General features: G+C 73.6%; 4 protein-coding genes. 3 read left to right on the top strand and 1 reads right to left on the bottom strand.

The annotated features are described in order from the left end of the window. Positions 1-1,013, bottom strand: a 1,013-nt coding sequence (locus tag F6X68_RS31220) for a PHB depolymerase family esterase (protein WP_151457610.1), incomplete at its 3' end; no start/stop codon positions are given. 161 nt (positions 1,014-1,174) lie between these two features. Between F6X68_RS31220 and F6X68_RS31225 the strand changes: the two genes are divergently transcribed. The 3 genes from F6X68_RS31225 to F6X68_RS31235 all read left to right on the top strand — a co-directional run bounded on the left by F6X68_RS31225 (position 1,175) and on the right by F6X68_RS31235 (position 4,136). Beyond that, positions 1,175-2,995 carry a DUF2079 domain-containing protein gene (locus F6X68_RS31225; RefSeq protein ID WP_151457611.1) on the top strand — a complete coding sequence of 607 codons (1,821 nt, stop codon included), beginning with the start codon at positions 1,175-1,177 and terminating at the stop codon, positions 2,993-2,995. Positions 2,996-3,098: 103 nt separating this feature from the next. Continuing rightward, positions 3,099-3,740 carry a lipoyl(octanoyl) transferase LipB gene (lipB, locus tag F6X68_RS31230; RefSeq protein WP_151457612.1) on the top strand — a complete coding sequence of 214 codons (642 nt, stop codon included), beginning with the start codon at positions 3,099-3,101 and terminating at the stop codon, positions 3,738-3,740. A 3-nt stretch (positions 3,741-3,743) separates the two neighbouring features. Then, a complete protein-coding gene (locus tag F6X68_RS31235; protein ID WP_151457613.1) occupies positions 3,744-4,136 on the top strand; it encodes a VOC family protein in 393 nt (130 codons plus the stop codon). Positions 4,137-4,138 lie beyond the last annotated feature (2 nt).

The following is a 4,138-nucleotide window of genomic DNA, read 5'->3' on the forward strand; positions in this document are numbered from 1 at the left end:
GCGGTGGGGCTCGCCGTCGGCGTCGGGGTGGGGTTCGTCCCACCGTTCAGGCCGAAGAAGACCGCGTCGTGGTACGCCGAGCAGATGGTGTCGAGCATGTACGCGGCGGCGGTGCCGCACTGCTCGGCACCCGGGCCCGGGTCGACCGGGGTGCCGTGACCCATGCCGGAGACCCGGTAGACGCGCACGTCGTTGTTGCCGTACACCTCCAGGCTGGTGTTGGCGGGCAGCGACGCGGTGCTGGTGGGGGTCTGCGAGACGCCCCGGACGTTGGTCCACTGGTCGCGCAGCTCGGTGGCGTTGGCCGGCACGACGGTGGAGTCCGACGTGCCGTGCCAGATGGCGACCCGGGGGCGCGGGCCGGTGTGCCCGGGGTACGCGGCCCGGACCACGTTGCCCCACTCCTGCGGGGTCTTGTTCACCCCGCTGTACTGGCAGGTGCTGGTGGAGGCGGGCGGCGAGCAGCGGTACGGCAGGCCGGCGACGACCGAGCCGGCGGCGAAGACGTCCGGGTAGGTGGCCAGCATGACCGCGCTCATTCCCCCGCCGGCGGAGAGGCCGCTGACGAACACCCGGCGGGCGTCGGTGCCGTAGTTGTTCCGCGCGTGGTCGACCATCTGCCTGATCGACAGGGCCTCGCCGGAGCCTCGGGTGATGTCCTGCTCGACGAACCAGTTGAAGCAGCTCAGCGGCTGGTTGGCGCTGGACTGCTGCGGCACGATCAGGGTGAACTTCCACTGGTCGGCGAACTTCTGCCAGCCGGAGTTGGCGAAGTAGCCGGCCGCGTTCTGGGTGCAGCCGTGCAGCAGCACGACGGCCGGGGCGCCCGCCGGCAGGTTGTCCGGCCGGTACGCGTACATGGCGAGGTTGCCCGGGTTGGAGCCGAAGTTGGTGACCTGGGTGAGGGTGGCGGCCTGGGCGGGGGCGGCGACGGTCGCCACCGCGGCGGCGGCGAGGACCATCCCGGCGACCGCGCCGGTCAGCCGGGAGAGCAGGGACGGGGAGCGGCGCACGGGGCCTCCTGGGGACGGGGTGTGAACTGGGTCACCCGCGAATTGCCGCGACGTTACGTCGATACGTCGATGTTGTGACATGGGGCACGGTCACACATTCCGCGCCCGAAGGATGTGCGTCCTGACCGGCATGCCCCGGTGCGGTTGGTAACGTCCGCTGCGTGCCGACCTCCCCGTCCCTGGCGCCTTCGCCGGCCTCGCCGCCCCGCGTCGTCCGCCACCGGCGGGCCGACCTGATCGTGGCGCTGGTCGCGCTGGCGCTCGCCGTCTGGGTGACCAGCGGGCTGTGGCAGGACCCGAACGCCCGCGCCATCACGGTCAACTCCAGCGACCAGGCGCTCTTCGAGTGGCTGCTGGCCTTCGGCGGCCACGCGGTGACCCACGGCGACGACCCGCTCTTCACCTACCTGGTCAACGTCCCCGACGGGGTGAACCTCGCGGTCAACACCTCGATCACCGTGTACGCGGTGGTCTTCGCGCCGCTGACGTACCTGATCGGGCCGCCGGCCACGTTCCTGGTGATCCTCACCCTCAACCTGGCCGCCACCGCGTTCGCCTGGTACTGGCTGCTCTCCCGGCACCTGGTCCGCAGCCCGCTCGCCGCCGCCGTCGGTGGGCTGTTCATCGGCTTCTCCCCCGGCATGGTCTCGCACGCCAACGCGCACCTGAACTGGACGGCGGGCTGGCTGGTGCCGCTGCTGATCTGGCGGACCTTCGCGCTGCGCGGCTCCCGGCACCCGCTGCGCGACGGCGCGATCCTCGGCCTGCTCGTCGCCGTCGCCTTCTCCATCGCCGCCGAGGGGCTCTTCTTCACGGCGCTGGCCCTCGGCGTCTTCGTCGCCGTCTGGGCACTGCACCCGGCCCGCCGCGCCGAGGCCCGCGCGGCGCTGCCGACCTTCCTGCGCGGCCTCGGCGTGACCGCCGTCGTCGCGGGCGTGCTGCTGGCGTACCCGCTGTGGCTGCACTTCGCCGGCCCGCAGCGCTTCCACGGCACCGGCTTCGACGCGGTCATCCACTCCGAGGACGTCGTCGCCTACGGGGCGTACCCGCGCCGCTCGCTGGCCGGGGAGGTGGGCCTGGGTACCCGGCTGGCGCCGAACCCGACCGAGGAGAACTCGTTCTTCGGCATCGGGCTGCTGCTGCTCACCGTCGCCTGCTTCGTGGCGCTGTGGCGCCGGGCCGACGCGGCCCGCCGCGCGACTCTCTGGGCGCTGGGCGTGACCGCCGTCGTGTTCACCGTGCTCTCCTTCGGCCCCGAGGCCAAGATCGACGGCCGTCGTACGGACCTGCCGATGCCGTTCGACCTGCTCGGGCACCTGCCGGTGGTGAACGCCGCCCTGCCCGCCCGGCTGGCGCTGGTCGTGGCGCCGGTGATCGGGGTGCTGCTCGCGTACGCCGTCGACCAGCTCCGCGCCGATCCGCCCCGGCGCCGCCGGACGCGGCTGGCCTGGTGGGCGGGGTTCGCGCTGGCGCTGCTGCCGCTGGTGCCGACGCCGCTGCTGACCATCGAACGCGAGCCGATCCCGCGCTTCATCACCGCCGGGACGTGGCGGGAGTACGTCTCCCCCGGCGGGGTGCTGACCCCGGTGCCGCTGACCCTCGACGTCTACCCCGACGGCCAGCGCTGGCAGGCGTACGCGCTGGCACACCGGCAGGGCGAGTTCGCCATCCCCTCCGGCTTCTTCCTCGGCCCCGGCGGCCCGGACGGGCGGGGACGGATCGGCCCGCCGCCGCGCCCGTTCAGCGCGCTGGTGGACCAGGCCGGCCGGACCGGGCTGGTGCCGATCATCACGGAGGGCAGCCTCCAGGAGGTCCGCGCCGACCTGCGGCACTGGCGGATCGAGACGATCGTGCTGCCCGACGAGGTGCACGGGGCGAAGTGGCCGGTCGACGAGGAGGCCGTCCGGCGTACGGTGACCTCGCTGCTCGGCCCGCCCGAGCGGGTGGACGACGTGTGGCTGTGGCGGGTCCCGCAGGGCTGAGCCGTCGCCCCGGCCGAACGCGGGCAGCCGGCCCCGCCGCCGGGTCCCGCCGTGAGCCGCGTCACCGCTGGTGACCGCCCGGTACGGGTCTAGGCTTGGCGGCGTGACCACGACGACCTCCGGCCTCACGGCCGTCCGCGCCGGTGTCCTCGACTACCAGGCCGCCTGGGACGAGCAGCGTCGGCTGCACGAGTCGGTGGTGGCCGGCGAGCGCGGCGACACCGTGCTGCTGCTGGAGCACCCGAGCGTCTACACCGCCGGCAAGCGCACGGAGCCGTGGGACCGCCCCATGGACGGCACCCCCGTCGTCGACGTGGACCGGGGCGGCAAGATCACCTGGCACGGCCCGGGGCAGCTGGTCGGCTACCCCATCGTGCGGCTGCCCGACCCGGTCGACGTGGTCGCCTACGTCCGCCGCACCGAGCAGCTGCTGATCGATGTCTGCGCCGAGTTCGGGCTGACCGCCGGCCGGGTCGAGGGGCGCAGCGGGGTCTGGGTGCCCGAGGACGACCGGGGCCCGGCGCGCAAGGTGGCGGCCATCGGCATCCGGGTCGCCCGCGGGGTGACCCTGCACGGCTTCTCCATCAACTGCGACTGCGACCTGGGTCACTTCGACCGGATCGTGCCCTGCGGCATCCGCGACGCCGGGGTCACCTCGCTCACCGCCGAGCTGGGCCGCCCGGTGTCCGTGGCCGACGTACTGCCGGCAGTGGAGCGCCACCTCCCCACCCTCGTCACGGCCTGACGGGTGCGGATCGACCTGGTCACGATCGTCGTGGCCGAGTACGACCCGGCCATCGAGTTCTTCACCGGGGTGCTCGGCTTCGAGCTGGTGGAGGACTCCCCGTCGCTCACCAACGACGGCCGGCCGAAGCGCTGGGTCGTCGTCCGCCCGCCCGGCGCGCAGACCGGGCTGCTGCTGGCCCGCGCCGACGGCGACCGGCAGGCTCGATCGGTCGGGGACCAGGTCGCCGGCCGGGTCGGCTTCTTCCTCCAGGTCGACGACTTCGACGCCGTCCACCAGCGGATGGTCGAGGCGGGCGTCGAGTTCGTGAAGCCCCCGCGCACGGAACCGTACGGCCGGGTCGCCGTCTTCCGCGACATAGCCGGCAACCCCTGGGACCTCCTCGGCCCACCCTGAAC

This window comes from Micromonospora sp. AMSO12t (assembly GCF_008806585.1).
In the GTDB taxonomy this organism is placed as follows: Bacteria; Actinomycetota; Actinomycetes; order Mycobacteriales; family Micromonosporaceae; genus Micromonospora; species Micromonospora reichwaldensis.